This is a genomic window from Corynebacterium urinipleomorphum (assembly GCF_900155535.1).
Taxonomy (GTDB): Bacteria; Actinomycetota; Actinomycetes; order Mycobacteriales; family Mycobacteriaceae; genus Corynebacterium; species Corynebacterium urinipleomorphum.
The window spans coordinates 434,323-459,056 of record NZ_LT706965.1 but is presented as its reverse complement, the minus strand read 5'-3'; the positions used below and the strand labels follow the sequence as shown (position 1 = coordinate 459,056).

24 protein-coding genes, 1 tRNA gene, 1 pseudogene and 1 other annotated feature are annotated in these 24,734 nt (G+C 64.5%); of the genes and pseudogenes, 19 read left to right on the top strand and 7 right to left on the bottom strand.

What is annotated here, in order from left to right; translation table 11 throughout:
- Positions 1-17 precede the first annotated feature (17 nt).
- Entirely contained in the window at positions 18-1,070 is a 1,053-nt protein-coding gene (locus CZ338_RS09320) for a ferrochelatase (protein WP_087117940.1), read from the top strand.
- Between the two features lie 46 nt (positions 1,071-1,116).
- On the opposite strand, the gene CZ338_RS09315 is transcribed toward CZ338_RS09320, so the two are convergent.
- Complete coding sequence (locus tag CZ338_RS09315) at positions 1,117-1,869, bottom strand: hypothetical protein (RefSeq protein WP_087118234.1); 753 nt, start codon at positions 1,867-1,869, stop codon at positions 1,117-1,119.
- A 35-nt stretch (positions 1,870-1,904) separates the two neighbouring features.
- Between CZ338_RS09315 and CZ338_RS09310 the strand changes: the two genes are divergently transcribed.
- Genes CZ338_RS09310 through CZ338_RS09300 form a run of 3 tightly spaced genes read left to right on the top strand, consistent with a single transcriptional unit; the run spans position 1,905 to position 4,461 of the window.
- Positions 1,905-2,756, top strand: coding sequence for a DUF3097 domain-containing protein (locus CZ338_RS09310; RefSeq protein WP_087117939.1), 852 nt, complete (start codon positions 1,905-1,907; stop codon positions 2,754-2,756).
- Between the two features lie 38 nt (positions 2,757-2,794).
- On the top strand, positions 2,795-3,220 hold the full coding sequence (locus CZ338_RS09305) for an NfeD family protein (protein WP_087117938.1): 426 nt from the start codon (positions 2,795-2,797) through the stop codon (positions 3,218-3,220).
- Between the two features lie 2 nt (positions 3,221-3,222).
- Positions 3,223-4,461 carry an SPFH domain-containing protein gene (locus tag CZ338_RS09300; protein WP_087117937.1) on the top strand — a complete coding sequence of 413 codons (1,239 nt, stop codon included), beginning with the start codon at positions 3,223-3,225 and terminating at the stop codon, positions 4,459-4,461.
- On the opposite strand, the gene CZ338_RS09295 is transcribed toward CZ338_RS09300, so the two are convergent.
- The 3 genes from CZ338_RS09295 to CZ338_RS09285 all read right to left on the bottom strand — a co-directional run bounded on the left by CZ338_RS09295 (position 4,436) and on the right by CZ338_RS09285 (position 5,804).
- Positions 4,436-4,993, bottom strand: a complete 558-nt coding sequence (locus tag CZ338_RS09295; RefSeq protein ID WP_087117936.1) for a MarR family transcriptional regulator — start codon at positions 4,991-4,993, stop codon at positions 4,436-4,438. The genes CZ338_RS09300 and CZ338_RS09295 overlap by 26 nt on opposite strands.
- Positions 4,994-5,003: 10 nt before the next feature.
- Positions 5,004-5,669, bottom strand: coding sequence for a TVP38/TMEM64 family protein (locus tag CZ338_RS09290; RefSeq protein ID WP_087117935.1), 666 nt, complete (start codon positions 5,667-5,669; stop codon positions 5,004-5,006).
- A gap of 49 nt (positions 5,670-5,718) precedes the next feature.
- A tRNA-Leu gene (locus CZ338_RS09285) sits at positions 5,719-5,804 on the bottom strand.
- A gap of 106 nt (positions 5,805-5,910) precedes the next feature.
- Here CZ338_RS09285 and CZ338_RS09280 point away from each other — a divergent pair.
- Complete coding sequence (locus CZ338_RS09280; protein WP_087117934.1) at positions 5,911-6,441, top strand: YbhB/YbcL family Raf kinase inhibitor-like protein; 531 nt, start codon at positions 5,911-5,913, stop codon at positions 6,439-6,441.
- Between the two features lie 5 nt (positions 6,442-6,446).
- On the opposite strand, the gene CZ338_RS09275 is transcribed toward CZ338_RS09280, so the two are convergent.
- On the bottom strand, positions 6,447-7,523 hold the full coding sequence (locus CZ338_RS09275) for a quinone-dependent dihydroorotate dehydrogenase (protein WP_087117933.1): 1,077 nt from the start codon (positions 7,521-7,523) through the stop codon (positions 6,447-6,449).
- A 76-nt stretch (positions 7,524-7,599) separates the two neighbouring features.
- On the bottom strand, positions 7,600-8,610 hold the full coding sequence (locus CZ338_RS09270; protein WP_143341297.1) for a YncE family protein: 1,011 nt from the start codon (positions 8,608-8,610) through the stop codon (positions 7,600-7,602).
- Positions 8,611-8,713: 103 nt separating this feature from the next.
- Between CZ338_RS09270 and CZ338_RS09265 the strand changes: the two genes are divergently transcribed.
- The 11 genes from CZ338_RS09265 to CZ338_RS09215 all read left to right on the top strand — a co-directional run bounded on the left by CZ338_RS09265 (position 8,714) and on the right by CZ338_RS09215 (position 20,009).
- Complete coding sequence (locus tag CZ338_RS09265) at positions 8,714-9,538, top strand: undecaprenyl-diphosphate phosphatase (RefSeq protein WP_087118233.1); 825 nt, start codon at positions 8,714-8,716, stop codon at positions 9,536-9,538.
- Positions 9,539-9,762: 224 nt separating this feature from the next.
- On the top strand, positions 9,763-10,005 hold the full coding sequence (locus CZ338_RS09260; protein WP_143341296.1) for a hypothetical protein: 243 nt from the start codon (positions 9,763-9,765) through the stop codon (positions 10,003-10,005).
- Positions 10,006-10,020: 15 nt separating this feature from the next.
- Positions 10,021-11,249 (top strand): IS3 family transposase gene (locus CZ338_RS09255; RefSeq protein ID WP_143341226.1). Its coding sequence is split into 2 segments (ribosomal slippage): positions 10,021-10,297 and positions 10,297-11,249, totalling 1,230 coding nucleotides; the frame shifts between segments, so codons are not numbered across the junction.
- Positions 10,296-10,395, top strand: a sequence feature (AL1L pseudoknot). Its footprint overlaps the gene before it by 100 nt.
- Before the next feature lie 433 nt (positions 11,250-11,682).
- Positions 11,683-12,912, top strand: coding sequence for a cysteine--1-D-myo-inosityl 2-amino-2-deoxy-alpha-D-glucopyranoside ligase (mshC, locus tag CZ338_RS09250; RefSeq protein WP_087117930.1), 1,230 nt, complete (start codon positions 11,683-11,685; stop codon positions 12,910-12,912).
- A 21-nt stretch (positions 12,913-12,933) separates the two neighbouring features.
- Positions 12,934-13,314 (top strand): hypothetical protein, encoded by a 381-nt coding sequence (locus tag CZ338_RS09245; RefSeq protein ID WP_204211911.1) that lies wholly within the window; start codon positions 12,934-12,936, stop codon positions 13,312-13,314.
- A 4-nt stretch (positions 13,315-13,318) separates the two neighbouring features.
- Positions 13,319-14,041 (top strand): HAD family hydrolase, encoded by a 723-nt coding sequence (locus CZ338_RS09240; RefSeq protein WP_268875439.1) that lies wholly within the window; start codon positions 13,319-13,321, stop codon positions 14,039-14,041.
- A 199-nt stretch (positions 14,042-14,240) separates the two neighbouring features.
- Positions 14,241-14,504, top strand: a complete 264-nt coding sequence (locus CZ338_RS09235; protein ID WP_087118232.1) for a phosphoribosyl-ATP diphosphatase — start codon at positions 14,241-14,243, stop codon at positions 14,502-14,504.
- A gap of 17 nt (positions 14,505-14,521) precedes the next feature.
- Complete coding sequence (hisG, locus tag CZ338_RS09230; protein ID WP_087117927.1) at positions 14,522-15,367, top strand: ATP phosphoribosyltransferase; 846 nt, start codon at positions 14,522-14,524, stop codon at positions 15,365-15,367.
- A 20-nt stretch (positions 15,368-15,387) separates the two neighbouring features.
- The gene (gene aspA / locus CZ338_RS09225) at positions 15,388-16,806 is read left to right on the top strand and encodes an aspartate ammonia-lyase (RefSeq protein WP_087117926.1); all 1,419 of its coding nucleotides are present in this window, start codon (positions 15,388-15,390) and stop codon (positions 16,804-16,806) included.
- Positions 16,807-16,997: 191 nt separating this feature from the next.
- Positions 16,998-18,308, top strand: coding sequence for an anaerobic C4-dicarboxylate transporter (locus CZ338_RS09220; protein WP_328588359.1), 1,311 nt, complete (start codon positions 16,998-17,000; stop codon positions 18,306-18,308).
- 36 nt (positions 18,309-18,344) lie between these two features.
- A complete protein-coding gene (locus CZ338_RS09215) occupies positions 18,345-20,009 on the top strand; it encodes a formate--tetrahydrofolate ligase (protein ID WP_087117925.1) in 1,665 nt (554 codons plus the stop codon).
- A 176-nt stretch (positions 20,010-20,185) separates the two neighbouring features.
- On the opposite strand, the pseudogene CZ338_RS09210 reads toward CZ338_RS09215, so the two are convergent.
- A pseudogene (locus CZ338_RS09210) lies at positions 20,186-20,986 on the bottom strand (RecB family exonuclease); the annotation flags it as partial.
- 27 nt (positions 20,987-21,013) lie between these two features.
- On the opposite strand from CZ338_RS09210, the gene CZ338_RS09205 reads away from it, so the two are divergent.
- The 3 genes from CZ338_RS09205 to arc all read left to right on the top strand — a co-directional run bounded on the left by CZ338_RS09205 (position 21,014) and on the right by arc (position 24,734).
- Entirely contained in the window at positions 21,014-22,264 is a 1,251-nt protein-coding gene (locus CZ338_RS09205; RefSeq protein WP_087117923.1) for a M18 family aminopeptidase, read from the top strand.
- A 71-nt stretch (positions 22,265-22,335) separates the two neighbouring features.
- Positions 22,336-23,169, top strand: coding sequence for a tRNA (adenine-N1)-methyltransferase (locus CZ338_RS09200; protein WP_087117922.1), 834 nt, complete (start codon positions 22,336-22,338; stop codon positions 23,167-23,169).
- An 11-nt stretch (positions 23,170-23,180) separates the two neighbouring features.
- Entirely contained in the window at positions 23,181-24,734 is a 1,554-nt protein-coding gene (gene arc / locus CZ338_RS09195) for a proteasome ATPase (protein ID WP_087117921.1), read from the top strand.

The window sequence follows — 24,734 nt, the reverse complement described above, 5'->3', positions numbered from 1 at the left end:
TGATCTAGACTGGCATCATGTCTGAAAGTCAATTTGATGCACTCCTCGTTCTCTCCTTCGGTGGCCCCGAGGGAGAGGACGAGGTCATTCCTTTTCTGGAGAACGTCACCCGCGGCCGCGGGATCCCGCGCGACCGCCTCGCGGAGGTGGGCGAACACTACTTCAACTTCGGCGGTGTGAGCCCGATCAACGGGCAGAACCGCGAGATCATCGCCAATTTGGAAAAAGAGATCACCGATCGCGGTCAGACGTTGCCCGTTTACTTCGGCAACCGCAACTGGCACCCGTACGCCGCTGACGCTGTCGACCAGCTCGCGGCGGACGGCCACCGTAACGTCGCCGTCTTCGCCACCTCCGCGTGGGGCGGATATTCCGCGTGCCGGCAGTACGACGAGGACATTGTGAAGCTGCGTGAGGCGCACCCGGAGATCGAGTTCACCAAACTCTGGCAGTTCTACGGCCACCCAATTTTTGTCAAGCTGATGGCGGATCACGTCCGCGCCGCGTGGGAGGCGGCGGATCAATCCACCACCCGTGTCCTGTTCACCGCTCACTCCGTGCCGAACGTCGCAGATGACGCTTCCGGCGGCCCCGCCGACGCAAACCTCTACTCCCGTCAGGTCGCTGAGGCTTCGCGCCTCATCGCTCTAGAAGCCGGCGTCCCAGACTACGAGGTCGTCTGGCAGTCCCGTTCCGGTAATCCGCGCACCCCGTGGCTCGAGCCGGACGTCGTCGACCGCACCGAGGAGATCGACGACGCAGGCGAGGGCGTGAAACACATCATCTGTGTCCCTGTCGGCTTCATCACCGATCACATGGAGGTCGTCTGGGACCTGGACACCGAGCTCAAGGAAGCGTGCGAGGAGCGCGGCATCACGTTGACGCGCACGCCGACGGTGGGCTTGGATCCGACCTTTGCCACACTCGTCCTCGACCTCGTGGACAACACGGCCGCAGGCACAGAGCCAGAGAGCTTATCGACGATCACCGTCCAGGGCTGCACCCTTAACGGCGCACCGTGCAAGGAAGGGTGCTGCGCTCCGCAGCGACCGAAGCCTGCTGCGTCCTAACCGACTGTTCGGGCCAGGGCCGCGGTGGCTTCGTGGTGAAGTGCCGTCAACGCTGGTAATCCAGCACTGCGTCGGCCACTCCGGCCATCCGCGCGGTGCGGATGTGCCTCCAGAGCCCGAATAGCTGCGGGTCGAAGCTGTGGTCGCCCAGTCGGTCCACCACCGTCTCAATCACCGCGGCGACTGCATCCGCCCGCGCGAAGAGCTTCGCGGCGCGCGGGGGCGTGCCTATGGGCAGACCCGGGGTGTCGTAGAAATCCGCGAGAGTGCCCACAGTCAGGCGCGGGTCCGGCAGGTCAGCGCGCGTGCCGCCTGCGGCCTCGATGAGCACGGCGGCCTCATTCGTCGCGCGGGACAGCAACGCATCAGCCTCACCAGGGGTGAGCCACGCGGGCGCGGGGAGAGGATCGGGCTCCTCAAACCAGCGCCAGTTCACCTGTTCGTCCGAGGAATCCGGAACCAGAATGTGGGAAACCCCGCCTTCTCCACGGAGAACAATCGCGCTGCCCCCGCTCACCTCGGCGGCAGCCTCTGCAGCAGCAGAGCCCGCCGGCAGTTCCGGTGCCTGGCCCGGGCCGGAGAGAATCAGCCGCACCGCGGGGCCGGGGGTGTGGAGGTCGGTGGCGGCGCGGACGTCGCGAAGCAAATGCGTGAGCGGCTCGCCCTGGTAGCTGTTCCGGCCGTGCAACTCCGTCATCGCGCCGATGAGCGCGTCCGCAGATTCGTGCCCGTACAGCCACGCCGCCAACCATACGGCGGTGTTCTGCAGGGGAGAATAGACTTCGGCGCGCGTACTCACGGAGCGGAAGTATAACGGATACACTCTGGCCCACTATGAGCGGATTCAACGGCCACGCAGACCCCTACGGCGGCGATATCTTCGCCGGCCACGCACGCAATAAACCGAAGACTTTCCCGCAGGTGGAAGCGACTTCGGATATCGTCGCGGAAGTCTTCGGCGACGACTTCGTGGGGCTCGTCGTGGGGCTGGAGCGCACCTACGACGGCGACTTCGTCCGGCTTGAGGACCGCTACGGCACCCAACGCCTGTTCAAACTGCTGCCCGGCGCGTTCCTGGTGGAGGGACAACGGGTGACGCTCACGCGGCCCGTGGTCAAGCAGGAAGCGCGGCGGTCAAATTCGGGGTCCCGCCGGGTGGAGAACGTTCAGGCGAAAGTGGCCATGCCTTCCCGGATCTGGGTCGAGGGCGTGCACGATGCGGCGATCGTGGAAAAGGTGTGGGGCCACGACCTGCGGGTCGAAGGTGTGGTCGTTGAATTCCTGGAGGGCCTGGACAATTTGCCTGACCGTCTCGCCGAATTCCAGCCGGGGCCGGGGCGGCGGATCGGTGTCCTGGCAGATCACCTCATCAAAGGGTCGAAGGAGTCGCGTCTTGTTGCCGATGTCGGCCCGCACGTGCTGGTCACCGGTCACCCGTACGTGGATATCTGGGCAGCCGTCAAGCCCGAGCGGCTGGGCCTGCGCGCGTGGCCGGACGTGCCCAAGGGGGAGGACTGGAAGACAGGCATCTGCCGCCGCGTCGGCTGGTCCGACCCGCGCGAGGGGTGGAACCGCGTGTATAACGCCGTCGAGACTTTCCGGGACCTCGACTACACGTTGATCGGCGCCGTGGAGCGGTTGGTCGACTTCGTGACAAACCCGGAGCTGCCCAAGGAAAGCTTTTGAGTGGCTTATCAGCGCCCCGCATGCGTTAACCTGACCGTGTGGGAACAGTTATTTGGCTCATTGGCACGCTCGTTCTCGCCGGCCTGGAATTAGCTGCCGGCGAGTTCACCTTTCTCATGCTCGCGGGAGGTGCGCTGGCCACCGCCGGGGCGAGCCTGTTCGGCATTCCGCTTTGGGCGGAGATCGTCATTTTTGGTCTCGCATCCGGTGCCTTGATCCTGTTCCTCCGCCCGTGGCTGCACCGCCGCTATCTCAAGCCTTCGGCTCTGGACACGTCGCCCAAAGCGCTCGTGGGCACCAGGGCGCAAGTGCTGGAGGAGATCGGGCCCACCGGCGGACAGGTGCGCCTCGACGGGTCGATCTGGTCGGCCCGCGCCATCGACCCCAGCACCACCATCCCCGCCGGTGAGCACGTCACCGTCGCTGATATTGACGGCCCCACCGCCGTCGTCTGGAAGGAGTGACCGTGGAAACACTCGTCTTATTGTTCGTCCTACTCGTCTTTATCGTCGTCATCGTTTTCCGCTCCATCGCGCTGATCCCGCAGGGTGAGGCGGCGGTCATCGAGCGCCTCGGCCGCTACACCCGCACGGTGTCCGGCGGCATCACGCTGCTCATCCCGTTTGTGGACCGCGTCCGCGAGCGCGTGGACACCCGCGAGCGCGTCGTGTCCTTCCCGCCGCAGGCCGTGATCACGCAGGACAACCTGACCGTGGCCATCGACACGGTGGTGACGTTCCAAATCAACGATCCAGCCCGCGCGATTTACGGCGTGGACAACTACATCGTGGGTGTGGAGCAGATTTCCACCGCGACGCTTCGCGATGTCGTGGGCGGAATGACCCTCGAGGAGACGTTGACGTCCCGCGAGACCATTAACCGCCGTCTGCGCGGCGAGCTGGACGCGGCTACCGCCAAGTGGGGTCTGCGCATCAGCCGAGTCGAGCTCAAGGCGATCGATCCGCCGCCGTCCATCCAGCAATCCATGGAGATGCAGATGAAGGCGGACCGTGAAAAGCGCGCCATGATCCTCACCGCGGAGGGCCGGCGCGAGTCCGACATCAAGACGGCGGAAGGCGAGAAGCAGGCGCGCATTCTCTCGGCGGAGGGCGAAAAGCACGCGTCCATCCTCGCCGCAGAGGCGGAACGCCAGGCGACGATTCTGCGCGCCGAAGGTGAGCGCGCCGCGAAGTTCCTTGAAGCGCAGGGTGAGGCCCGCGCGATCCAGAAGGTCAACGCCGCGATCAAGTCCTCGGGCGTCACGCCGGAGCTCCTCGCATTCCAGTACATGGAGAAGCTGCCCAAGATCGCCGAAGGCAACGGTTCCACCATGTGGATGATCCCGTCGCAGTTCGGGGACTCGCTGGAGGAATTCGCCAAAGCCTTTGCCAAGAAGGACGACGACGGCGTGTTCCGCTACGAGCCCGGCCAGATCGACCCGGAGGCCAAGGAGATCGCTGGCCAGGAAGACACGGACCGGTGGTTCGAGACAGCGTCGGACCCCGAGATTGCCAAGGCTGTCGCCGAGGCCCGGGCAGTGGCGAACAAGCCGGTCTCCACGTCGCTTGACGACGCCGCAGGTACCAGTTCGGCAACCACCGACCAGCCTGCGATCACGAGCCGCGTCGCGCCGGCCGAGGGGGAGTCGCCGGAGTGGCGTCCCGCCCCGCAGCCGGAGCCTACTGAGTCGCCCCAGCAGCCCTAGACATCAAGTTCACGGCCAGCTGCCACCCCGCCTGCTCGGCCTGCCACCCGGCAGCCTGCAGGCGCTGGCTCATGGCCTGTTTTGATATCCCGAGCTCAGCCGCAGCTTCATTCTGGTTGAGCCCCGAGCGCACCAGCGACGTGGCCTCGCGGCCCTCGACGGTGCGCTTCGCCAGTACATGGCCGAGCAACGCGAACGCCGAGGCGATATCCGCGGCGTCCGTGCCTGGCTCACGCTTATCGACGACCACCCGCACGCTACCAGCCCGTGCCCCCACCGCATCCGTAGCCGCATAGATTGCGGGGCCGGATTCGGTGATGCCGATGCCGATGGCCCAGTTGCCGTCGGATAGCAGTGCCATGACGAGCATGCACGCTGCCTCAGCATCGTCGACGTGGGCGCGGATGTCCTCGACGCCCACGACCTCGAAACGCCCCACACCTTCCAGGGTGGACAAGGCGTCGGCGGAGCGTTTCACGATCTCGGCGCGACGGTTGTCGCGTCCGCGGTAGCGGGCATGGACAGCAATCATGGGGGACAGTCTAGACCCCCGACCCCCGGTCTACGGTGGAGGCTTGACGGGTGGGCGTGGTGGCATCGAACACCACACCAGCGAGACCCACGATAGCGAGCACGACCATGATGGCCACGAACACGGGGTCCGGGTCGCCGGTGAGCGTCTCCCCGAACAATGTCACCAGAATGGTGCCGGGTGCCGACCCCACGAATGTGGCCGCGGCGAATGGCAGCACCGGCACGCGGGTGAGTGCCGCTGCGTAGTTGAGAATGGAGAACGGCACGCCCGCGATCATGCGCAGACTCGTAATCGCCAGCCACCCGCGTTCCTCCAGACGCTGGTTGATGCGCTGCACCGCCGGGTGCGTTAAGCGGGGCTCCACCCAGTCCCGCAGCAGGAACCGCACGAGCAGCAGCGAGATCACCGCGGACACCGTCGTCGCTGTCAGTGCCAGCAGAATCCCCTTCACGGCGCCGAAGAGGATGCCGGCAGAGACCGTCAAGAGCGTCCGGGGGATGGGGAACTGCGTCACCACTACGTACAGCAGCCAGAAGAGCGCAGGAAACCACGGGCCGGTCTGGTCGGACCAGGAGCGGAGTTGGGCGAGCGATGGGACATCGATAAGCACCCACGCCACGATGAACACCGCGACGGCGGCGACGAGCGCAACCATCTTCCAGCGTGTGCGCATCGTGCCTCCTGAAAACGAGAAAACCGGCCCCAAAAGGACCGGTAGCTTGTGCCCGAGGGGGGACTTGAACCCCCACGTCCGTTAATAGGACACTAGCACCTCAAGCTAGCGCGTCTGCCATTCCGCCACCCGGGCTTTGGGTGTTTCAGCCTTGCGGCTGGGCACTCGTAGAACTATAGGACGTGGCGTGCGCAAACGGCAAATCGCCACGTCAAACGCAAAACGCCGGTACAAAGGAGGCATGACTGTTTCTTATGTTTCCGACCGTTTCCCCGGCCCCGACCCGTACGCGCCGCTTGCCCGCGTTCCGTCGTTCACTCTTACCTCCGAAGACTTCGCGGACGGGGAGAAGCTTCCTAGCGCCCACACCGGCGACGACGGCGTCTCCCCGCACCTGGCGTGGTCGGAGCTACCGGAGGGCACGAAAACGGTTGCTGTGACGTGCTTCGACCCGGACGCGCCGACGGCGTCCGGATTCTGGCACTGGTCCGCGTTCAATATTCCCGTCGACGTGACGGAACTGCCCACGGACGCAGGCTCCAAGGACGGCCTTGGTGTCGGCGCGGTGGTGCTCACCGGTGACTCCGGGGTGCAGGGCTACTACGGTTCCAACCCGCCGGAAGGCCACGGACCGCACCGCTACCTGTTCGCGGTGCACGCGGTGGACACTGAACTGCCCGCCGATGAGGTGGCCAACCCTACGCAGCTCGGCTTCAACCTCAACTTCCACTCGCTCGGCCGCGCCATCATCTGGGGCTGGGACGAGAACTAGAGCTTTCAGGCTTTCCAGTCGAGACCGCTGCCCACGGCCTGCTCGATCGAGTCCAGGCCGTGGGCTTCGAGCTGCCGTGCCAAACCACGGTGAATGCCCCGGATCCAGCCGAGCCCGCCGTAGATGAACGGCGTGTAGCCCTGGAGCAGGCTCGCACCCGCCGCGATGCGCTCCCACGCTTGCTCCGGCGTGGAAATGCCGCCGACGCTCACCAGCACCAACTGGTCGCCGACGCGTGCGCGAAGCCGCTTCAGCACCTCCAGTGAGCGGTTGTTCAGCGGCGCGCCCGAGATTCCTCCAGCGCCCATCGCCTCGACTTTTGCGCGGTTGGTGGCGAGCCCTTCGCGGCTAATGGTGGTGTTGGTCGCCACGATCCCTGCGAGCCCCAGCTCCATAGCCAGGTCCGCCACGGCGTCAATGTCCTCGTCGCTCAGATCCGGCGCGATCTTCACCAGCACTGGGGTGTCGGTGGCGTTCTGGACAGCGCCGAGAATCGGGCGCAGCTCCTCAATCGCCTGCAGGTCGCGCAAGCCCGGCGTGTTCGGGGAAGAGACGTTCACGACCACGTAGTCCGCCAGCGGCCCGAGCAGGCTCGCGCCCGTGCGGTAGTCCCGGACGGCATCTTCGGATGTCTTGTTCTTGCCGATGTTGATGCCCACCACATCGCCCGACTTCCTCCGCTCCAGGTTCTTCGCCACAGTGAGAGCACCGTCGTTGTTGAAGCCCATGCGGTTGAGGATCGCCTTGTCCTCCGGCAGGCGGAACAGGCGCGGTGCCGGGTTGCCGGGTTGAGGGCGGGGAGTAACGGTGCCCAGTTCGGCGAAGCCGAAGCCGACAGCGCCCCAGGCGTCGATAGCCGTGGCGTTCTTGTCGAATCCCGCTGCCAGCCCCAGTGGCGCCGGGAACCGTACCCCGAACAGCTCCTGCTCGAGACGGCGGTCGTGGACGCGGACGACCTTCTCCATCACCCGGTTAGCTGGTGACACAGCGTTCAGAACACCGAGTGCGCCGCTGATGATTCCGTGGATCCGCTCGGGCGGAAGAGTGAACATGACCTTGAGCAGAGCATCGTAAGCGCTCATGTGGAGGACTCCCTTGAAAGAGGCGTTGTTAATTCAGGTTACTCAGGCGGACGTCGCAGCTGGCGGGGCAGCAGGACTAGGGCGCGCCGGTTCCCGGCGGAATGATCTGCAAGCCGGCGCCGGAGGAGGAGGCGATGAGCAGGGTGCCGTCGTCAAGCGACACCATGTTCTGCGCGTCCGCGACTGTGCCCACCTTCCGCTGCTCGCGCGGCACGCCCTTTGAAATGTCGTAGGCGGTGACTGTGTTGGCCTCCGTCGACGTGATCCACGCGAGCTTGTTCGCGGGATCCCAGGCAACGGCCCACGGACTGGGGTCGGTCGGGACCGTCTGGTGGAGGCGGACCACCTCGTCCGTGGTGTAGACCATCAACTGGCCTCCCGTCGCGTCGGAGGCGAGCACGAGACCGTTCTCTCCAAACGCCGCTTGCCCGACTCCGAGCCCCACGCGCAGCGTGCCGCCCTGGCGGCTCTTGTCCAGCTGAATGTCCTGGATCGTGGTGTCGAACCTGTTCAAGCGGACGACGGAATCGCCCTGCGCGAGAATGAAATCGGTCGGGCGCGCCACCTTAATGCTGTCGGTCTGCGTGCCGTCGCTGTCATACACCCAGACCTTCGGCGTGTCAGCGGAACCAGCGATGACGCGGCCGCCGGGGAGCGGCACTGCGACCGTGACCGGCTCCTCCGGCGTGAACGAACGTTCCTCCGTGCCCGTGAAGACGCGCACCGCGCCATCGCACACCACCGCGAACTCGCCCTCGTTCGCCGAGACATCCCCGCACGAATCAGCGACGTCGTAGGTTGCGCCCGCGCCGCCCTTGATTTCGTCGATGCTGCCCAACCGGAGCTTTCCGTCCGCGCGCACCGCGACAATCCCGTTCGTGGCCTCCAGGTCCTGGATAGCCGGGTAGTCCACTGTTTCACCCGCCGCGTCGCTGGTCGGCGGCGACTGCACCGCTTCCGCATTGCCCATATCCGGGACCTCCTGCGGCGCCCCCGGCGGTTGGCCGCAGCCGGCGAGCAGCAGGGCAGACGCCGCGAACGACGCTGACAACGACGACAAAACTGTCAAAGAACGGCGACTTTTCACAGGCTCAACCTTATCAACCCCAGCCCCTCCACCGCGTCGCGCTTCGTCCCGGGCGGAGCGCAGCGGTAGTGTGTCGTCCGTGATTGCAGCAACCCCCGAAACGATGTCCTGGATCCAGGTCGTCGTCCTCTCCGTCGTCCAAGGACTCACCGAATTCCTTCCGGTGTCCTCCTCCGGCCACCTGCGGATCGTCTCCGAACTGTTCTGGGGCCAAGACGCAGGCGCCAGCTTCACCGCCGTCATCCAGCTGGGAACAGAGCTAGCGGTGCTGGTCTTCTTCGCCAAAGAGATCTGGCAGATCCTCACCGGGTGGTTCGCGGGCCTGTTCAACCCCGAAAAACGCGGCTTCGACTACCGGATGGGGTGGATGGTCATCGTGGGCACCATCCCAGTCGGCATCGCCGGCGTGCTGCTCAAAGATCTCATCCGCGAGAACTTCCGCAATCTCTGGATCACCGCTGCCGTTCTCATCCTCTTCTCCTTCGTTTTCATTTTCGCGGAACGCCAAGGCAAGAAGACCCGCGGCTACGAAGAGCTGACCATGAAAGACGCCATCGTGATGGGCCTGTGGCAGTGCCTCGCCCTCATCCCCGGTGTCTCGCGCTCCGGCGGCACGATCTCCGGCGGCCTCCTCCGTGGACTCGACCGTGAGGTGGCCACTCGCTTCAGCTTCCTCCTCGCCATCCCGGCCGTCCTCGCGTCCGGGCTCTTCTCGCTTCCCGACGCCTTCGCCCCCCAAGCCGGCCAATCCGCCACCGGCGGGCAACTCCTCGTCGGTTCCGTCATCGCCTTCGTCCTCGGCTACATCTCCATCGCGTGGCTGCTCAAGTTCGTGTCCAACCACTCCTTCGCATGGTTCGCCGCCTACCGCATCCCGCTGGGTCTCATCGTGATGGCGCTCCTCGCCGCCGGAATCATGACCGCTTAAAGCATTTCGCCTATGGACGCCCCACCCGTCACTTTCCCTCGACTCTTTCCTTGACGCGGCGAGCAAATTCCTTGTTCCCGGATTTTTTCGGGGGTTGTGGAACCGCAGATCAGGCATGCTTAACGGCGTTCTTTTCCACAGAACGCTGTCACGTCACCACGGTTATCCACAGGTTTCGGGCCGTGCCCTTTCGTTTGTGGTTGTCGGGTTTTAGCGTGTGGGGCATGAGCACGTTTGACGCGTTTCTCGCTTCTGTTGCGAGTCCTTTGGATGTCCTGGCTGGGTTTGACCGTCAGGCTGCTCGTGATGCTGGCGTCAAACCCACCACTGTTGATGAGTGGGAGCGTGTTCACACCGTCTACTTCGGCACAACCCGGTTCACCCGGAAGCAGGCCCAGGCCATCCGGATTGCTCGGGAGACGGGGAAGTCTCTGAAGTGTCCTGGGTTTAGTTCCGATCATTTCTAGAGAAGGATTGGAATCATGCCAAGGAAGTACAGTGACGAGTTCAAGGCCAAGGCAGTGCGTTTGGCTGAGGATCTCGTTGAGCTCGAAGGGTGTTCGAAATGGGGTGCAGCCGTAGAGATCGGTGAAAAGCTCGGCATTCCAGCGCACACGCTCAACGATTGGTTGAAGCCGAATATGGCCTCGTCCGATGTTGAGATTGGCGCCGGCGAGTCAGCGGCTGACGAGCTGAAGCGGCTCCGGAAAGAGATTAAGGAGCTACGCAGGGCTAACGAGATCTTGAAAACCGCGTCAGCTTTTTTCGCGGCGGAACTCGACCGTCCCACCAGAAGATGATCGAATACATCGATGCGTATCGCGATCGCTTCGGGGTCGAGGCTATCTGTCGCACCTTGAAAGAGACAGAATGTGGGTTCATCACCTCTCGCGGTTACCGAGCAGCGAAAGCACGAGCGCCGTCGGCGAGGAGTTTGTCAGATGCGCTGCTTATTCCTGAATTGGTGAGGGTCTACGAGGACAACTTCAGCGTCTACGGGGTCCGCAAGATGTGGAAGGCTATGCAGCGCGCCGGCTGGAACATCGGTCGTGATCAGACCGCGCGTTTGATGAAGCAAGCTGGTATTCAAGGCCGCAGGCGTGGCCGCACACCGATGACAACGCTTCGGGCCAACGTGCCGGATTGCCGCCCTGACCTGGTCAACCGTGACTTCACTGCACCCGCGCCGCACCGGTTGTGGGTCGCTGACATCACCTATGTGCGCACCTTGTCTGGTTTTGCCTACACCGCGTTTATCACTGATGTGTACTCCAGGAAGATCGTCGGTGTGGCGACTCGGGCGAGCATGCGTACCGATGAACTGCCGTTGGAGGCCTTTGAGCACGCCCTGTATCACGCTGGTGATCTTCGCTCAGAAGGGCTTGTCCACCACAGTGACCGCGGCTCGCAGTATGTCTCGATCCGTTACGGTGAAGCGCTCACCCAGGCAGGTATCGATCCGTCTGTCGGCACCGTCGGCGACTCCTATGACAACGCGTTGGCTGAAACGGTCAACGGGCTCTACAAAACAGAGCTGATTTATCCCCACCGGCCGTGGGCATCGGTCGGTGAAGTCGAGATCGCCACCCTTCGCTGGGTGCACTGGTGGAACAACCAGCGACTTCATCAATCCCTGGGATATATCACTCCACAGGAGATGGAGGACGCCTACTATCAACGATCAGACGCTCAAACGTTGGGCGTTAAATAAGCGGAACAAAAACCAGGACGCTTCAGATGATGACCCCACCCGCCACCACCGGGGACGGGTAGAGATTAGGGCAGGGACCCCGGTGTGGGTATCACCTAGGGGGCGACCGGCGGCGAACACCACCCACCAATACGGTGCGATGCACCTACTGTTCGGAAAACAACGAGAATAACCCGAACCATACGGCAACCGCGGTAGCGGGAAGAAGCCAGAAGCTGCGGAAGTAGCCGCGCGTCCGAGGCGCGAGCTGAAATAGCCGTCACGGCCGGGGGCGAAGCACGCCCCACGGCCCAACAGTCATGCGCGGAAGGGGGCAGCTCGTACCTTTATCGGGCAGCGGGGACAGGGTGTCAGCGCGGCTGCGGAGCAGCAGCAATCCTGAACGGCGGGCACCCGGGGCAGCCGCGGCGGCGGGAGCTGTACTGTGGGCTGCATGCATTCTTGGCCTACTCCTGCCGTCCCTGACGTCGCTGGCACACCGGTGCCGCTTGCTCTGTATGACACGGCGGATGGGGGTGTGAGGGTCGTCGATACGCGCGGCAACGCGGACGGCGAAGTGGGCATGTACGTCTGCGGGATCACGCCGTACGACTCGACGCACCTCGGCCACGCGGCGACGTACCTGACGTTCGACCTCGTGTACCGCCAGCTGCTCGCAAACGGCCACAAGGTCCATTACGTGCAGAACATCACGGATGTGGATGACCCGCTGTTCGAGCGCGCGGAACGCGACGGCGTGGATTGGCGCGAGCTGGGCACGAGCCAGATCGACCTGTTCCGCAGCGACATGGAGATCCTCTCCGTCATCCCGCCGCGCGACTACATCGGTGCGATGGAGGCCGTCGACGAGGTCGTCGAAATGGTGCAGACCTTGTTGGACAAGGGCATCGCATATTCGCTTGACGACGCCTCCGGTGCCCGCGACATCTACGCCCCCATCACGGCGACCGAGCAGTTCGGGTACGAATCGAACCTCGACCGGGCGACGATGGAGGAGTACTTTGCCGAGCGCGGCGGCGACCCGGAGCGTCCGGGGAAACGCGACCCGCTCGACGCGCTGCTGTGGCGGGGCCACCGCGACGGGGAGCCGGCGTGGAATGCTCCGTTCGGCTCCGGCCGACCGGGGTGGCACATCGAGTGCTCGGCGATCGCCACGAACCGTCTCGGCACAACGTTCGCCATCCAGGGTGGCGGCAGCGACCTCGCTTTTCCGCACCACGAATTCTCCGCAGCGCACGCTGAGGCGACGTACGACGTGGACCGCATGGCCGGCCACTACGTCCACACCGGCATGATCGCTCTCGACGGGGTGAAGATGTCCAAGTCCCTGGGCAACCTCGTGTTCGTGCACAAGCTGTCGGAACAGGGGCACGACCCGTCGGCGATCCGCCTGGCCGTGTTCTCCGGTCACTACCGCGACGACCGGGACTTTTCCTACGAGGCACTCGATGAGGCGGAGGCACGTCTTACCCGCTGGCGCGAGGCCCTCGCGCGGGAGGTGGGGGAAGAGGAGGCGGTGGGGGTCGTCGATAAGCTGCGTGCTGCACTTGCCCGCGATTTGGACACTGTGAGCGCTCTCCGCATCGTCGATGACGCCCCCGGCGACCACAACGGAATCATCGCGGACGCAATCGACGGTCTGCTCGGCGTGCAGCTCCGCTGAACTTGGGGAATGATGGCGGACATGACCATTCGCGATCAGTTCCAACCCGACGTCGACGAGTTCATCGATGACCTGACCACCTTCGCCACCGGTTCCTACCTCAAGGACGACGACAAGGAGCTGTGGGAGGAGCCCTTCGACCCGGCAGTCCTGCCCGAGCTGAAGAAGCTGATCGAAGGCTATCTCGACGCCCTGGAACTCATCGGCGACGACCCGGAGGCCGACACCCTCGTCTCGGTGGTGGAACCGTTTTTCAACAGCCTGCACGACTTCAACGCGAAGCACGCCGACGCAGTGCTCGAACCGGAGGAGAAGTCAGACCTGCAGGATCTCGCGTACCGTGCTGCCGCCGCCACCGGCGCGGACGACGAAGCGCTGAACTCCCTCCCTGAACTTGACTAAGCCGTTGACTGAGGAAGCGGCTAGCAGCGCGGGGAGCAACAGCCAACCCCAAGGACCGCGCGCCGTTTTCTGGGACATGGACGGCACGATGGTTGACACGGAACCGCTCTGGGGCGTGGCCACATACGAGCTGTCCGAACGTCTCGGCCGCCGCCTGAGCGCGGAAAAGCGAGAGGAGACCGTCGGCGGGAGCTTCGCCAACACGTTGCGCGTCTGCGCGGAATGGGCCGGGTTGTCGGTGGCTCAACTCGACTACAACCACCACTGCTCTTGGATGTTCGGGCGAATGGCAGAGCTGTTCACCGGGAGTCTGGTGACAAACCCGGGCGTCCGCGAAGTTCTCGCGTCGCTCAAGCAGGCTGGAGTGCCCATGCTCGTGACCACCAACACCGAGCGCGTGCTCGCCGACCGCTGCATCGACACCGTCGGACGGGCGTTTTTCGTGGGGTCGGTCACCGGTGACGAGGTCGACAACCCCAAGCCCGCGCCCGATATGTATCTGAAAGCAGCGTCAATGGTCGGCCAGGACCCCGCCGATTGCCTCGTGTTCGAGGATTCCTGGACCGGCATGAGCGCTGCAGCTGCCGCCGGCTGCGCTGTCCTCGGTCTCGCTGAGACGGTGCCGGACGGCGTCCACCGCTTCGACCCCGAACGTCTCGTTGGCGCCGATGCAGCCGACGTGGCCAGCTGGTTCGCGGACGCGCGCCGCACCCGGGATGCGCGCTGAACGCGCTTGTCCCGAAGCGGGCTTGGGGCCGAGCGCTAAGAGCAGCTCTGTGGCCCAGGCAGCGATTCGTTGAGCGGCTCGGATAGAGATCCGAGCCGCGAACCGTACAGAGATACAGAGAGCGATTCGGAGAGTGGCGCGAACGAGGATCCCGGCAGTGCACAGCTAAGCAGCCAGCTCTTAGGTTAGAGTGATCTGCGTGAAGAATTTCGACGATCTTTTTGCGGAACTGTCCACGAAAGCCGCGCAGCGCCCGGAGGGCTCTGGCACGGTGGAGGCGCTGGATAGGGGAGCGCATTTCATCGGCAAGAAGATCATCGAGGAAGCTGGCGAAGTGTGGATCGCCGCTGAGTACCAGTCGGACGAGGAGCTCGCTGAGGAGATGAGTCAGCTCATGTACTGGACGCAGGTGATGATGGTTCACCGCGGTCTCACGCCCGACGACATCTACAAGTACCTCTAGAGGAGACCCGACCCACCATGATCAAGATCGCTGTGCCCAACAAGGGTTCTCTGTCGGAAGCTGCCACCGGGATCCTCAAGGAAGCTGGTTACAAGGGCCGTGGGGTGAGCAAGGCGCTCAACATCGTCGACGAGGCGAATAACGTCGAGTTCTTCTTCCTGCGCCCGAAGGACATCGCCATTTACGTCGCTGCCGGGCACCTCGACCTCGGCATCACGGGTCGCGACCTCGCGCTGGACTCCCGCGCCGACGTGGAGGAGGTGCTCGACCTCGGTTTCGGTGGCTCGACCTTCCGTTTCGCGGCACCAGCAGGGGAGAAGTGGACGATCGAAGACCTCGAGGGCAAACGCTTGGCGACGAGCTACCCCCACCTCGCCTCCGACTACCTCTCCGCCCGCGGTATCAATACTGAAGTGATCCGCCTCGACGGTGCTGTGGAGATTTCCATCAAGCTCGGTGTGGCAGACGCGATCGCTGATGTGGTTTCCACCGGGGCGACTCTCCGCCAGCAGGGGTTGGAGCCGTTCGGGGAGGCGATTGTGAAGAGTGAGGCGGTCGTCGTCAAGCGGAAAGACCGTGAGCTGACTGCTGAGGACGAGGTGCTGCTCTCGCGTATCCGCGGGATCCTGACCGCGCACAACTTCGTCATGCTCGACTACAACGTCTCCCGCGACAACCTCGAGGAGACGGTGTCCATCACCCCCGGTTTGACGGGGCCGACTGTCTCCCCGCTGCAGCGCGACAACTGGGTCGCCGTACGCGCAATGGTCCCGCGCAAAGAGGCGAACCAGCTCATGGACCGCCTTGCCGCTGCCGGCGCCGAAGCAATCCTGGCTACGGAGCTTCAAATCGCGCGAATTTAATCTTCTCTACACTGGGCCCCATGGGTTACAGAACAGAAGAAGACCTGCTAGGAACCGTCGACGTCCCCGACGACAAGTACTACGGCGTGCACACGATGCGCGCCATCGACAACTTTCAGATTTCCTCGGCGAAAATCCAGGACTACCCGGATTTCGTCCGCGGAATGGTCATGGTGAAAAAGGCCGCCGCGATGGCCAACCGCCGCCTTCACACGCTGCCGAAGGAAAAGGCCGATGCCATCATCGTCGCCTGCGACCAGATTCTTTTCGACGGCCGCTGCATGGACCAATTCCCCACCGACGCCTACCAGGGCGGTGCTGGCACCTCGGTGAACATGAACACCAACGAGGTCGTGGCCAACCTCGCACTGGAACACCTCGGCTTGGAGAAGGGGCGATACGACGTCATCAACCCCAATGACGACGTCAACATGTCCCAGTCCACCAACGACGCGTACCCGACCGGATTCCGCCTCGGTCTGTACCACGCAATGCTGGGCCTCATCGATGAGCTCGACGAGCTGCAGCGGGCATTCCGCGCCAAAGGCGATGAGTTCGCCGACATCCTGAAGATGGGCCGCACGCAGCTCCAGGACGCAGTGCCGATGACGCTGGGCCAGGAGTTCACGGCTTTCGGCGCGAACCTCGCAGAGGAGCAGGACAAGCTGCAGCAGGCAGCAGAGCAGCTGTTGGAGATCAACTTGGGTGCAACGGCGATCGGTACCGGCGTGAACACCCCGGGCGGCTACCGTGACCAGGTCGTCGCAGCGCTCCGCGAGGTCACCGGCCTGCCGATCTCCACGTCGCCGGACCTCATCGAAGCGACCTCCGACACCGGCAGCTACGTCATGGCTCACTCCGCGCTGAAGCGGGTGGCCATGAAACTGTCCAAGACGTGTAACGATCTGCGTCTACTGTCGTCGGGTCCGCGTGCCGGACTCAACGAGATCAACTTGCCGGAACGTCAGGCCGGCTCGTCGATCATGCCGGCCAAGGTCAACCCGGTCATCCCTGAGGTGGTCAACCAGGTTTGCTTTAAGGTGTTCGGCAACGACGTCACCGTCTCCATGGCTGCGGAGGCCGGGCAGCTCCAGCTCAACGTCATGGAACCGGTCATCGCTCGCAGCCTGTTCGGCTCGATCGAGCTGCTCCGCAACGCCGCCAAGACGCTGCGCGAAAAGTGCGTGGTGGACATCACCGCCAACGCTGATGTGTGCCAGGCGTACGTGGAGAATTCCATTGGCATCATCACTTACCTGAACCCGTTCATCGGCCACCACAACGGCGACATGATCGGCAAAGAGGCAGCAGCGACGGGTCGGGGAGTGCGCGAGCTCGTGCTCGAAAAGGAGCTTCTCGACGAAGCCACCCTCGACCAAATCCTCTCCAAAGAGAACCTGATGCACCCGGAGTTCCGCGGCAAGTTGTACCTGGACTAGTTGACCAGGTCGCGACAGTCATCGGTCGGTAACACCCGTCGGCCGATAACAGGCATTAACTGTTAATCCTGACACAAAAACGCATGAATCCGCCCCGCCGTCTTGGTGGGGCGGATTGTCGCGTTTCATACTGGTGACCGAATGAGGCCGTCTTACTCTGGCGGCCGGGACGTGTTTGAAAGGCTCCCACCATGCTGCTTGCATTACAGCTAGTCATACTCTTCGGCGCGATCGTGCTCGGCGCACGCTACGGTTCGATCGCCATTGGATTCGCCGGCGGCTTGGGGGTGTTGTTGCTCGGCGTGACCGGAATGACGGTGACAGCAGAGGACATTCCTTTCGGCGTCATCGGCATCATCATGTGCGTCATCGCCGCGATTTCCGCGATGCAGCTCGCAGGCGGCATGGATTACCTCGTCTACCTGGCGGAGAAATTCCTGCGGCGGGACCCGAAACGGATCACGCTGTACGCGCCGATCGTGACGTGGCTGATGACAGTGCTCGCCGGCACCGGCCACACGGCGTTCTCCACGCTCCCGGTCATCGTCGAGGTGGCCAAGGAAGGCAAAGTGCGGCCGTCGCGCCCGCTGTCGGTGGCGGTGATCGCGTCGCAGATGGCCATCGTCGCTTCGCCGATTTCCGCGGCGGTCGTGTTCATGGCCGGCATCCTGGAGCCGCTCGGTGTCGGCTACCTCCAACTGCTTGGGGTGATGATCCCGGCGACGTTCCTGGCCATTTTCCCGACGGCTTGGATCGCCAACCGCATGGGCAAGGACCTCGCCGACGACCCGATCTACCAGAAGAGGGTGGCGGACGGTTTGGTGAAGCCGGCGGCGTCGGAAAGCGGGTATGTGCCGACGAGGGCAGCGAAAACGTCGGTAAGCGTCTTCTTGCTCGCGATCGTCGTGGTCATGCTGTACGCGACGCTGATTTCCGACCAAGTCGGCCTGATCACCGATCCGACTATCCCGCGCAACGAAGCCATCATGGCGATCATGCTCGCCGCTGCCGCGATCATCGTCATCGTGACCAAGATTCCATCGGCCGAGATCCTGGGCACCCAGGTGTTCCGTTCCGGAATGTCCGCGTGCGTGTGCGTGCTCGGTGTCGCGTGGCTGGGAACGACATTCATCAACCACTACATCGAGGACATCCAGAACATCTCCGGCAATATTCTGCACTCGCAGCCGTGGCTGCTCGCCGTCGTGCTGTTCTTCGCGGCATCGCTGCTGTACTCGCAGGCCGCGACCGCGAAGGCGCTCATGCCCGCAGCTCTGGCGATCGGCGTGAGCCCGCTGACTGCGGTCGCCGCGTTCCCGGCGGTGTCCGCCCTGTTCGTGCTGCCGACGTACCCGACGCTGCTCGCCGCGGTGGAGATGGACGACACCGGCTCCACGCGCATCGGCAAGTACGTTTTCGACCACCCGTTCATTGTTCCGGGCGTGTTCTGCATCGTGGTGTCGGTGCTCCTCGGCTACGGCATCGGGGCAGTGCTGATCTAAGCCATCGGGGCGCACGCCTCGCCTAGGCTGGGGTGTATGACGCACCCGAAGACTGACGTAGAAATCGCCCAAGCGCACACTCTCGAGCCCATCGCGGATATCGCGGCGAAAGCCGATGTCCCGGACGACGCACTCATCCCGTACGGCCGCTCCATGGCCAAAGTCGACGTGACAGCACTCGAGGGGGAGCCGGACGCGAAGCTCGTGCTCGTCACCGGCGTGTCGCCGACACCGGCGGGCGAAGGCAAGTCGACCGTCCTGATCGGTCTCACTGACGCGCTCGCGCAGCTCGGCCACAAGGCAGCCGTCGCTCTTCGCGAGCCGTCCCTCGGCCCCGTCATGGGCATCAAGGGCGGCGCCGCCGGCGGCGGGTACGCGCAGGTCGTGCCCATGGAGAACATCAACCTCCACTTCACCGGAGACTTCCACGCAATCACGAGCGCGAACAACACGCTCGCCGCGATGATCGACAACCACATCCAGCAAGGCAACGAATTGCGTATCGACGCCCGCCGCGTTACCTGGCAGCGCTGCCTCGACGTCAACGACCGCTCCCTGCGCAACGTGGTCACCGGCCTGGGCGGCCCGGCAAGCGGAACACCCGCTGAAACCGGCTTCACCATCACCGCCGCCAGCGAGATCATGGCGATTCTGGGTCTGGCCACCGACCTCGCCGACCTGAAGGAGCGCCTCGCACGGATCACGGTCGGTCTGACCTACGACAAAGAACCTGTGACCGCAGGCGATCTCCATGCCGAGGGCGCGATGGCCGCGCTTCTCAAGGACGCGATCAACCCGAACCTCGTGCAGACTCTCGGCGGCACCCCGGCCTTCATTCACGGCGGCCCCTTCGCGAACATCGCGCACGGGTGCAACACGCTCGTCGCAACGCAAACTGCGCGGATGTGCGCGGACATTGTTCTCACTGAGGCCGGATTCGGATCGGATCTTGGCGCCGAGAAATTCTTCGACATCAAAGCCCGCTACGGTGGCCTCGATGTTGCAGGTGCCGTGATCGTCGCCACCATCCGCTCGCTGAAGTACAACGGCGGCGTTGCTAAACAGGACCTGACCGACGAGAACGTCGACGCTCTGCGTGCAGGCGTGGTCAACCTCGAGCGCCACGTGGAGAACGTGCGGAAATTCGGCGTCGAGCCGGTGGTCGCCCTCAACCTCTTCACGTCCGACACCGACGCGGAACGCGACTTCATGCGCGACTGGGCCACTGATTTCGGCGTTGCCCTTGAAGAAGCTGAGGTGTGGGCCAAGGGCGGCGATGGCGCCACCGGTCTCGCTGAGACCCTCGTGGGCACACTCGGCAACGGCACCTCCAAGCAGCTCTACGATCCCGCAGCTGGCACCGAGGTGTCCATCGAGACAATCGCCCGGGAAATCTACCGCGCCGAGGACGTCCAGTACTCCGCCGCCGCCCGACGCGACCTGCAGCTGCTGAAGGACAACGGGTGGGACACGCTTCCGGTGTGCATCTCCAAGACGCAGTACTCCTTCTCCGACGACCCGACAGCCCTCGGCGCGCCGGAAGGACACACCCTGCACGTGCAACGCCTGCTCCCGCGCACGGGCGCTGGTTTCGTCGTCGTGCTCACCGGCGACGTCATGACCATGCCGGGTCTGCCCAAGGTGCCCGCCGCGAACAACATCGACGTCGACGCGGACGGAACGATCAGCGGTCTGTTCTAAACCGCCCGGCCGAGCTAGTCGGTGGGGTGCTCGCCAGAGGGTGCCTCGCCGATGCCCGGTACGTCAGCGTTCGAGCTGTTCGGCTGAGCTGCCGTGCCGGAAACTTTGGGGTCACGTAGCGCATCAGCAGCACCGGTGGCGTCGGCCTCGCCGGTGGTGTCGGCTTCGCCGGCAGCGTCAGCGGTTGAGCCCGGCCACCCGGGGTACGGCGGCGGAGTCCCGTCGAAGGCGGGGCAGAGGCTCTGGAACGAGCACCAGTTGCACAGCTTCGAGGTTTTCGGGCGGAAGTTGCCAGAGCGGCCGTCGGCTTCGATCTTGGCCCACAGGTCGCCGAGGTCGCGCTCAAAGTATTCGAGTTCCTCGCGCGACGGAGTGAGGAACATGGAGTCCATCACCTTCAGGTACATCAGGCGTAGCTGGTGGGGGATGGTGCCGAACAACCGCCAGTACACCAGCGCATAGAACCGCATCTGGAACTGGGCTTCGGCGGAGTACCGGGGCAGGGGTTTCTTACCGGTCTTGTAGTCGACGACGCGGACTTCACCGGTTGGGGCGATGTCCACGCGGTCGATGAATCCGCGGACGGGCACGCCGTTGGGCAGGACGGCGTCGACGTACATTTCCTGCTCGTGGGAGTCGAAGCCTAAGGGGTTTTCCATGTGGAAATAGCCGCGGAGGAGATCGCGGGCGTCGACAAGCAGTTGGTACTCGTCGTCGATGGGGTCGGCGACGGATGGGTCTTCGCTGACGAGCGATGCCCACGCTGGTTTGAGCTGCTTGACGGCGGCGGGGAACGTGCGTCGCTCGCGCGGCCATGCGTGCATGGCCTCGAGGACGGCGTGGACGAGCGTGCCCTTGACTTGCGCCTCTGTTTTCGGTTCCGGGATCCGGTCGATCGCGCGCAGGCGGTACTTCAGCGGGCACTGCTGGTAGTCGTTGGCGCGGGAGGGGGACAGGGCGAGCGATCGTGGAGTCATATCGCGCTACATCATAGAGTAGGGCTCATGCAGATCAGCGATTTCGCAGACTTCCTGGCGGCGAGCCCGAGCGCGTTCCACGCGGCGGAAAACGTGCGCGACGAGCTCGTGGCCGCGGGTTTCCGCGAGGACACGGGCACCGAACCGGGCGGGCATGTGCTCCTTCAGGGCGGCGCGGTGATCGCGTGGTGGATCCCAGAACGCCCGAACGCCGCCATGCGCATCATCGGCTCCCACACGGATTCGCCGGGGCTCATGCTCAAGCCCGACCCCGACGTCGTCCGCGAAGGCTTCCGTCAGCTCGCAGTCGAGGTGTACGGCGGACCGATCTTGAGCTCTTGGTTCGACCGCGAGTTGCGCTTCGCAGGACGCGTCGCGCTTATCGACGGCACCACCCACACCCTTTCCACCCCTCCCATCGCCCGCGTACCCAACTTGGCCATCCACCTGTACCGGGGCGATGTCCCTGAGATCGACCGCCAGGTGCACATGCAGCCGGTCATGGGCGTGGACCGGCCGCTGCTGGAGATCGTCGCCGAGCAGCTCCGCGCCGACGGAGTGACCGGGCCCGACGGCGCCCCCGTGCAGTCAGGTGACATCGTGTCCCACGAGCTCATTTCGACCGATTCTCAGCTCCCGGAGGTGCTCGGCGACACTCTTGCCGCCGGGCGCATGGACAACCTGAGCAGCGTCCACGCGTCGCTGAAGGCGATGCTCGCGGCGGCCGCCACAGGTGCTGGCGGAGCCGACTGGCCCCGCGACGTGCTGGTGCTCGCCGCGTTCAACCACGAGGAGGTCGGTTCCGCCTCGACGACGGGCGCGGGCGGCCCGCTGCTCGAACGCGTGCTGTCCAAGATCGCCGCCGCGCTCGGCGACCCGCTCGAGGTCTACGCGAATTCCCTTCTTGTCTCAGCTGACGCGGCGCACGCGGTGCACCCGAACTACCCCGGCAAGCACGACCCGACGCACCGCCCGCTGATGAACCGCGGCCCGGTGCTGAAGATCAACGCGAACCAGCGCTACGCCTCGGATGCCGCGACGGAAGCTGCCTGGATCCGTGCGTGCCGAGCCGCGAATGTCCCTGTGCAGACGTTCGTCGGGCACAACGCCGTGCCGTGCGGATCGACGATCGGCCCGATCTCCGCGACGAGGCTGGGCATTCCTACCGTCGACGTGGGCGTGCCGTTGCTGTCCATGCACTCGGCGCGCGAGCTCGTGGGTATTCAGGACCAGGTGTGGTTCACCGAGGCTCTTACGGCATACTTTGCAGGTTCCTAAACCGCGGTTCCACCCCGCGGCTGTCCCCGTCCACACCTCCCATCACGGCCCATCACCGACCAAGGAGACCGATGTATTCCGGACCATTCCAACCTGGCGATAAAGTCCAGCTGACCGACGCGAAGCGCCGCCACTTCACCATTGAGCTCACCCCGGGCGGCCAGTTCCACTCGCACAAGGGGATCGTCAGCCACGACGACATCATTGGCGTCGACGAGGGGACCGTGGCCAAGTCCACCCTGGGCGCCGACTTCCTCTGCTTCCGCCACCTGCTCGTCGACCACGTGCTGTCCATGCCGCGCGGCGCCGCCGTGATCTACCCGAAGGACGCCGGCCAGATTCTCGTCGAGGGCGACATCTTCATGGGCGCCCGCGTTCTCGAGGCCGGCGCCGGATCGGGCGCGCTGACGATGTCGCTGCTGCGTGCCGTCGGACCGGAAGGCCACGTGTTCTCCTACGAGATCCGCGACGACCACTTGGCCTACGCACGCGACAATGTCGCCGACTACTTCGGCGGGGAGCCGGAGTGGTGGACACCGAAGCTGGGCGATTTCGGCGAGATCACCATCGACGAGCTGGGCGGCCCGGTCGACCGCGTCATCCTGGACATGGTGGAGCCGTGGAATTTCATCGATACCGTCAAGGACATCTTGATTCCGGGCGGTGTGTTCATGACGTACGTGGCCACCGTCCCGCAGCTGATGAACATTGTGGAGACGATCCGCGAGGCGAAGTGCTTCACTGAGCCGCGCTCGTGGGAAACGTTGCTGCGCGAGTGGAAGGTCGAGGGGTTGGCCACTCGCCCGGAGCACCGCATGAACGCGCACACCGCATTCCTCGTCTGGACGCGCCGGCTTGCCGACGGCGTCACCCCACCACGTCCCCAACGCCGCGCCCGCCGTTAGGCTTTGACGGTATGACCCGCCCACAGAATCCCGGAACGAGGGATGCCAACAGCCTTGCGAGCACGAATCGCGGCGATCGCGAAGACATCGCCGAGCTGAAAGTCCAGAACCGGGCCTTGTCCGCGCGCAACAAGCAGCTGGCTGAGCTGCTGAAGTCCTCCCGCGATAAGCTCCAGGACTTGAGCGCCCAGGTCGAAGCTCTCGGCGAGCCGGCGTCCACGTACGGGATCTACCTCGGCCCGGCGCGCCGCGGCAAAGAGGCGGAGGTCTTCACGTCGGGGCGCCGGATGCGGCTGCATGTCTCGCCCGCGGTGGAGCCGGGAACGCTCACTCCGGGTGGAGTGGTCCGGCTCGGTGAAGGATCGGTCGTCGTGGAGGCGTGCGGATATTCCAAGACGGGCCAGTTGGCCACGCTTTCAGAGCGCATCGGGCACGACCGCGCGATCGTCGCGGACATGCAGGGCGCGGAGCAGGTCGTGCACCTGACTCAGCCGCTGCAGGAGAAGGCGCGCGCGGGCGACACGCTGCTCATCGACTCGAAGGCGGGTTACGCGTTTGAGCGGATCCCGAAGACGGAGGTCAACCAGCTCTCACTCGAAGAGGTCCCCGACGTGACGTACGACGACATCGGTGGGCTGCGCACCCAGATCGAGACGATCCGGGATTCCGTGGAGCTGCCGTTCACACACCCGGAGCTGTACAAGACGTACGACCTGAAGCCACCGAAGGGCGTGCTGCTGTACGGGCCGCCGGGCTGCGGCAAGACGCTGATCGCTAAAGCTGTCGCGAATTCGCTGTCCGCGCGCATCGGCGACGGCGGCAAGGCGCACTTCCTCAACGTCAAGGGCCCGGAGCTGCTGAACAAGTATGTGGGCGAGACAGAGCGCCGCATCCGCCTGATTTTCGAGCGCGCACGTGAACTGGCCGGCGAGGGTCGCCCTGTGATCATTTTCTTCGACGAGATGGAGTCGATCTTCCGCACACGCGGCTCGGGAGTGTCGTCGGACATGGAGACGACGGTCGTGCCGCAGCTGCTCACGGAGATCGACGGTGTGGAGGACATCGCCAACGTCATCGTCATCGGCGCCACCAACCGCGAGGAGCTCATCGATCCGGCGATCCTGCGTCCGGGCCGCCTGGACATCAAGATCCGCATCGACCGCCCGGACCGCACGGAAGCACGGGAGATCTTCGCGCGATACCTGACCGACAGCGTCCCCCACGGGGAAAGCACGGGGGTGCTTATCGACGCAGCCGTCGACAAGCTCTTCGCCCCCCGCCCGTTCGTGAAACTGACGCTGGTGGACGGCTCCGAGGAGACCTTGCACTATGCGGATTTCGTGTCGGGCGCGATGATCGCGAATATCGTCGACCGCGCGAAGAAGCTCGCCATCAAGGACGAGATCGACGGCACCGGCCGCGGCGTGACCGCCGAGCACCTGCGCCTGGCTGTGCGGGCCGAGCAGGATGAGAGCGAAGACATGCCGAACGTGTCTAACCCGGACGAGTGGGCGCGGATCACGGGACGCAACGGCAAACGCGTCGTTGCCGCGGAGGTGCTGTAG

Coding starts and splice junctions, on each gene's coding strand:
- CZ338_RS09320 (WP_087117940.1), top strand. CDS start 18: ATGTCTGAAAGTCAATTTGATGCACTCCTCGTTCTCTCCTTCGGTGGC.
- CZ338_RS09310 (WP_087117939.1), top strand. CDS start 1,905: ATGAGCGGATTCAACGGCCACGCAGACCCCTACGGCGGCGATATCTTC.
- CZ338_RS09295 (WP_087117936.1), bottom strand. CDS start 4,993: ATGATTGCTGTCCATGCCCGCTACCGCGGACGCGACAACCGTCGCGCC.
- CZ338_RS09290 (WP_087117935.1), bottom strand. CDS start 5,669: ATGCGCACACGCTGGAAGATGGTTGCGCTCGTCGCCGCCGTCGCGGTG.
- CZ338_RS09280 (WP_087117934.1), top strand. CDS start 5,911: ATGACTGTTTCTTATGTTTCCGACCGTTTCCCCGGCCCCGACCCGTAC.
- CZ338_RS09275 (WP_087117933.1), bottom strand. CDS start 7,523: ATGAGCGCTTACGATGCTCTGCTCAAGGTCATGTTCACTCTTCCGCCC.
- CZ338_RS09265 (WP_087118233.1), top strand. CDS start 8,714: ATGTCCTGGATCCAGGTCGTCGTCCTCTCCGTCGTCCAAGGACTCACC.
- CZ338_RS09260 (WP_143341296.1), top strand. CDS start 9,763: ATGAGCACGTTTGACGCGTTTCTCGCTTCTGTTGCGAGTCCTTTGGAT.
- mshC (WP_087117930.1), top strand. CDS start 11,683: ATGCATTCTTGGCCTACTCCTGCCGTCCCTGACGTCGCTGGCACACCG.
- CZ338_RS09245 (WP_204211911.1), top strand. CDS start 12,934: ATGACCATTCGCGATCAGTTCCAACCCGACGTCGACGAGTTCATCGAT.
- hisG (WP_087117927.1), top strand. CDS start 14,522: ATGATCAAGATCGCTGTGCCCAACAAGGGTTCTCTGTCGGAAGCTGCC.
- aspA (WP_087117926.1), top strand. CDS start 15,388: ATGGGTTACAGAACAGAAGAAGACCTGCTAGGAACCGTCGACGTCCCC.
- CZ338_RS09220 (WP_328588359.1), top strand. CDS start 16,998: ATGCTGCTTGCATTACAGCTAGTCATACTCTTCGGCGCGATCGTGCTC.
- CZ338_RS09215 (WP_087117925.1), top strand. CDS start 18,345: ATGACGCACCCGAAGACTGACGTAGAAATCGCCCAAGCGCACACTCTC.
- CZ338_RS09205 (WP_087117923.1), top strand. CDS start 21,014: ATGCAGATCAGCGATTTCGCAGACTTCCTGGCGGCGAGCCCGAGCGCG.
- CZ338_RS09200 (WP_087117922.1), top strand. CDS start 22,336: ATGTATTCCGGACCATTCCAACCTGGCGATAAAGTCCAGCTGACCGAC.
- arc (WP_087117921.1), top strand. CDS start 23,181: ATGACCCGCCCACAGAATCCCGGAACGAGGGATGCCAACAGCCTTGCG.